The following is a 4768-nucleotide window of genomic DNA, read 5'->3' as shown; positions in this document are numbered from 1 at the left end:
AACCCGACAAAATCCATAAATTTTCGGAAAAATGTTGGGTTTTCACTTCGTTTCAACCCAAGCTACGCTTGCTTCACAAACATCAGGCAGTGGATTTCCGCATTCGCGGGCATGACGGCGTTTTGGTATTGCACTGATTTATAGTAGAAAATTTCAATTTGATGACACGCCCTAGTTGTATCCGTGCGCGTTGTCGCCTTTTTCGTGCAGCAGTGCGCCCGCTTGGGGGGAGCATTCGTGCGGCGACTCCAGCGCCTGACGCAGGTAGCGCCGCCCCAAATTGCGGTCGCGGTCGATGCCTTCGCCGTTCCAGTACATTTTGCCGATGAGGTAGGCGGCGTAGGCTTCGCCGTTTTCGGCGGCGGTTTCGAGCAGCTCGGCATCGTGAATGCGGTAGGCGGCGGTTTGCACGGATTCGTCGTGCCAGTCGCCTTCTTCGGTGGCGGCACGGTACAGTTTGGCGGCGTCGTCTTCGTTGGGGCGCACGCCCATGCCCGAGCGGTAGCATTCGCCCAGATGGAATTTGGCAACCGCCGCGCCTTCCCATTGGCGGAATGCGGCTTTGGCAAACATGGCGGCGGCGGCTTCGGGGCGGGCGGGTGCGGCGGGGTTGAGCCGGTAGGGGCTGTTTTTGGCACGCAGGTGGTTAAAAGTGCCGGAAAGGTAGTACCGCCCTGCTTCCAAGCAGGCGGCGGGGTGTCCGTTTTCGGCGGCGCGGCACAGCCAATACAGGGCTTGTTCATCGTTTTGGGGCATGCCGTTGCTGCCGTGTATCAGATTGAGCGCGGTGTGGTATTGACCGAGCATGCTGCCGTTTTCGGCTGCCTGCAAAAAGCATTGCGCGGCTTTGAACGGGTTGGGTTCGAGCAAAGTGCCTTCGCGGTATTCGATGCCCAGCTCCAGCCACGCCGCGCCGCAATGCGCTTCGGCGGCGGCACGGAAATAGCCGATGGCATCGGCATAACGGCGTTTGCTGCGGCGGTACAGTGCCAGCACGAACAGGCACACGGGGTTGCCCGCTTGCGCCTGTGCGCGGACGGTTTCGACAAAAAAGCGTTTGCGGGCGAAATCCGCCGGCTGCGGGTGCGGCAGATTGCGGATAAGCGGCTTGAGGGTAACGCGCCCCGTGTCGGGGTGCCAAGATTTGATGTAGTTGCCCGCACGGAACAGGGGCGAGAGCAAGCGGCGGGTGGCGTATTCGTCCAGCGTGTCGCGGTTGCGGAAATATTGTTTGACCGTGCCGTCCGCGCCGGTCAGGGTGAAGCTTTCAAACTCGGGCAAGCGGTTGTGCGGGGCATCGGCGGCGACCAGTGCCGTGCCGATGGGCAGCCCGTTGTCGTAATACAGGGTGTCCCACACCCGCGCCACTTCCGCGTGGACAATCCTGCCTTCGGACTCGTGCAAACGCAATACGAAGTCGCCGCGTTGCACCAGCGTATTGTCGGCATACAGCAGGGGGCGGACGGACGATTCGTAAACGGTGGCGGGCATGTTTGATGCCGCAGGCATGGGCAGATTGGGCGTAGTCATTCGGAATATCCGGCGTTTCGCGGTGCGGCGACCAAAGACCAAAATTGTAATGGACGGGCTTGTTTCTTGTCAAAATTTAACAAAGCCCGCCCCCGCCGTTTGCCGTGCGGCGCGTCATCGGTTCATCACAAAACCGCCGCACCGTCCTTCCTGCGAATGCGGGCAGGACGACAATCCAAAAATGGCAATGATGACGCACCCGAAGGCATGTCATCATTTAAATTTTTCTACTGAAAATCAGTGCAATAAAAAATGTCATCATGCCCGCGCAGGTGGGAAGCCACTACCCGATGACCTGCACGCAATATTTTTTCAGGTTTTGTTTGAATTTGCCGTTGGATTCCTGCCTGCGCGGAAATGACGGTGCGGCGTTTTTTCGGCTAATTGACGACACGCCCTAATAGCGCAGCAGCACCGCCCCCCACGCAAAACCGCCGCCGATGCCTTCCAGCAACAGCGTTTGTCCGCGCCGGATGCGCCCGTCTTTGATGCCCGCGTCCAGCGCGAGCGGAATGGAAGCGGCGGAGGTGTTGGCGTGGTCGGCAACGGTCAAAATTACCTTGTCCATGCCCAAGCCCAAATGTTTGGCGGTGGCTTCGATAATGCGGCGGTTGGCTTGGTGCGGCACAATCCAGTCCACGTCCGCCGCGCTCACGCCCGCTTCCGCCAATACTTCTTCGGCAACGGCGGCAAGCTGTTTCACCGCGAATTTGAATACGCCTTGTCCGTCCATCTGCAAAAACGGCGTGCCGCACACTGCGCCGTCCGCCATTTGCGCGGGTACTTTCAGCAAATCCAGATAACGTCCGTCCGCGTGCAGCTTGCTGTGGACGATGCCCGCTTCTTCGCCGCGCCCCAACACCACCGCGCCCGCGCCGTCGCCGAACAGGACGCAGGTGCTGCGGTCGTTCCAATCCACAATGCGGCTGAAAATCTCCGCGCCAATCACCAAGGCAGTTTGCGCCATGCCGCTTTTGATGTAGGCTTGGGCGGTGGTAAGCGCGTACATAAAACCCGCGCATACGGCCTGCACGTCAAATGCGGGACAGCCCGAAATGCCGAGCTTTTGCTGGACGATGGTAGCGGTGGACGGAAACTGCATGTCGGGCGTGGCGGTGGCAACGATAATCAAATCCACCTGTTCCGCCGCGATGCCGGCATCGGACAGGGCGCGGCGGGCGGCTTCGGCGGCGAGGTCGCTGGTTTTTTCGTGGCCGGCGGCGAGGTGGCGGGCTTTGATGCCGGTGCGGGCGGTAATCCATTCGTCCGAAGTGTCAATGCGTTGCGCCAATTCTTCGTTGGTAACGCGGCGGGCGGGCAGGTAGCTGCCGGTGCCGAGAATGCGGGCGTGGTGCATGGCGTGTGTCCTTTTCAAGCGTTTTGCAATGCAAACATTTTAGAACAAAATCCGCCAGTATGCTTTTAAAGTTTTCAGGCTGCCTGAAACCGTCCCCCGTCATTCCCGCGAATGCGGGAATCCATTTCCCAATCCGTGCAAATGTATTTTTTACCGGCATCTGTTCGCAGCAAGCGTGGCTTGGGTTGAAGCGCCAGCGTAAACCCAACAAAATCCATAAATTTAACGTTGGGTTTCCACTTTGTTCCAACCCAAGCTACTTGGGCTAATTTTAAAGTTTTCAGGCTGCCTGAAAGCGCGTTACAATCCCGTTTTTCAAAAACACAAAGGAACACATCATGCGTTTGCTGCACACCATGTTGCGCGTGGGCGATTTGGAACGCTCGCTGGCTTTTTACACCGACGTTTTGGGCATGCGCCTGTTGCGCCGCAAAGATTATCCCGAAGGGCGTTTCACGCTCGCCTTTGTCGGCTACGGCGAAGAAAGCGACACCGCCGTGATTGAACTCACCCACAACTGGGACACCGACAGCTACGATTTGGGCAACGCCTACGGCCACATCGCGCTGGAAGTGGACGATGCCTGCGCCGCTTGCGATGCCGTCCGCGCCAAAGGCGGCAAAGTGGTGCGCGAAGCCGGCCCGATGAAACACGGCAGCACCGTCATCGCCTTTGTGGAAGACCCGGACGGCTACAAAGTGGAATTTATCCAGAAAAAATCGGGTGATGACACCTACTGATTCGGGCTGTGGTGCTTGGGGCGCGTCATCAATTGACCGAGAAAACACAGCACAGTCATTTCCGCCTACGCGGGAATGACGGACTCTTTATCAAACTGATTTTCAAAATAAAAGTTGAAATAATGACACGCCCTAATGCCCCGCATCATTCAACAGGCGGTATTGCACCCGAATAAACTCGTCCAACACCGCCTGTTGCACGTCCAAACGCAAATTCACCGGCGCGGCAAAACGCACCACCAAATTGTACACCTTGTCGTCAAACGGCACACGGCTGATGCTGGGCTGCGCGGGCGGGGTGATAAACAGCTTTTCCAACTGCACCGCCTGCAAATACGCCGCAATTTCATCAATATAGGGCGAACACTTTTCCACCAGCACCGCTTCCAAACGCGGCACAATCGCGTCCGAATCCAAATGAATCGGCACGGGAATGTCAAACATATGCACCACATAATGTCCCAACACATTGTCGCGGTAGAGCGGGAAATTCAGCAACAGGCTGTTTGGAAAGGAAATCGTTTTGCCCGACAAACGCCCGATAAGCGGATTGGGCCCGATTTGCATCACCAAAGTGTTGAGCCAGTTGATGTCCACCACGCGCCCGCGTATGTGGTTGATTTCAATATAATCGCCTACGGAATATTGCTTGTTGGCAAAGCGCACGAGGCTGCCTGAAAGACACATAATCAATTCTTTCAACGCCAACACCGTTGCCGCCGCCAACGCCGCCAGCGACAGCGCAAAGGTTTGGATTTCCGTTGCCCACACCATCAGCAGCACAAACGCGCACGCCAGCAAAGCCATATTGCGGCTCATCACCAACACGCGCCGTTTTTCCTCGATTTCCAATTCGGGGTGGCGGCGCAAATGCAGCCGCAACAACAAAATACGCAGCAACACAATCGCCGGCACCAATGCCAGCGAATACAGCCATTCCCGCGACACGGGCAGGCTTTGCGCCGCTTCCCGCACCGCGCGTATCCAATCAATCATGCTTCGCTCCGCAACAAAAACCGATATAATACGCGGTTTTGTCCTGATTGACTCCCTCTCCCGCTTGCGGGGGAGGGTTGGGGTGGGGGTTTAACGCCGCTTCCCCCCCCCTAACCCTCCCCCGCACACGGGGGAGGGAATACGA

Annotated in this window: 5 protein-coding genes; 2 read left to right on the top strand and 3 right to left on the bottom strand. The window is 57.5% G+C overall.

What is annotated here, in order from left to right; genetic code table 11:
• Positions 1-171: 171 nt before the first annotated feature.
• Complete coding sequence (locus G392_RS0109490; protein ID WP_169718760.1) at positions 172-1491, bottom strand: tetratricopeptide repeat protein; 1320 nt, start codon at positions 1489-1491, stop codon at positions 172-174.
• Here G392_RS0109490 and G392_RS13740 point away from each other — a divergent pair.
• Entirely contained in the window at positions 1490-1891 is a 402-nt protein-coding gene (locus G392_RS13740) for a hypothetical protein (protein WP_156900889.1), read from the top strand. The genes G392_RS0109490 and G392_RS13740 overlap by 2 nt on opposite strands.
• 36 nt (positions 1892-1927) lie before the next feature.
• Here the strand turns inward: G392_RS13740 and G392_RS0109480 are convergent, their stop codons facing one another.
• Positions 1928-2887, bottom strand: coding sequence for a beta-ketoacyl-ACP synthase III (locus tag G392_RS0109480; RefSeq protein ID WP_027010035.1), 960 nt, complete (start codon positions 2885-2887; stop codon positions 1928-1930).
• A gap of 338 nt (positions 2888-3225) precedes the next feature.
• Between G392_RS0109480 and gloA the strand changes: the two genes are divergently transcribed.
• A complete protein-coding gene (gene gloA / locus G392_RS0109475) occupies positions 3226-3627 on the top strand; it encodes a lactoylglutathione lyase (protein WP_027010034.1) in 402 nt (133 codons plus the stop codon).
• Positions 3628-3759: 132 nt separating this feature from the next.
• On the opposite strand, the gene G392_RS0109470 is transcribed toward gloA, so the two are convergent.
• Positions 3760-4623, bottom strand: a complete 864-nt coding sequence (locus tag G392_RS0109470) for a mechanosensitive ion channel family protein (RefSeq protein ID WP_051255674.1) — start codon at positions 4621-4623, stop codon at positions 3760-3762.
• Positions 4624-4768: the final 145 nt, after the last annotated feature.

The sequence above is a fragment of the Conchiformibius kuhniae DSM 17694 genome, assembly GCF_000428785.1.
Taxonomy (GTDB): Bacteria; Pseudomonadota; Gammaproteobacteria; order Burkholderiales; family Neisseriaceae; genus Conchiformibius; species Conchiformibius kuhniae.
Note: the sequence above shows the minus strand (reverse complement) of the source record. Positions and strands in the feature narration are given on the sequence as shown.

What these genes read in the sequence shown, in the direction of transcription:
- G392_RS0109480 (WP_027010035.1), bottom strand. Translation starts at nt 2,887, where the DNA reads ATGCACCACGCCCGCATTCTCGGCACCGGCAGCTACCTGCCCGCCCGC.
- gloA (WP_027010034.1), top strand. Translation starts at nt 3,226, where the DNA reads ATGCGTTTGCTGCACACCATGTTGCGCGTGGGCGATTTGGAACGCTCG.
- G392_RS13740 (WP_156900889.1), top strand. Translation starts at nt 1,490, where the DNA reads ATGTTTGATGCCGCAGGCATGGGCAGATTGGGCGTAGTCATTCGGAAT.
- G392_RS0109490 (WP_169718760.1), bottom strand. Translation starts at nt 1,491, where the DNA reads ATGCCCGCCACCGTTTACGAATCGTCCGTCCGCCCCCTGCTGTATGCC.
- G392_RS0109470 (WP_051255674.1), bottom strand. Translation starts at nt 4,623, where the DNA reads ATGATTGATTGGATACGCGCGGTGCGGGAAGCGGCGCAAAGCCTGCCC.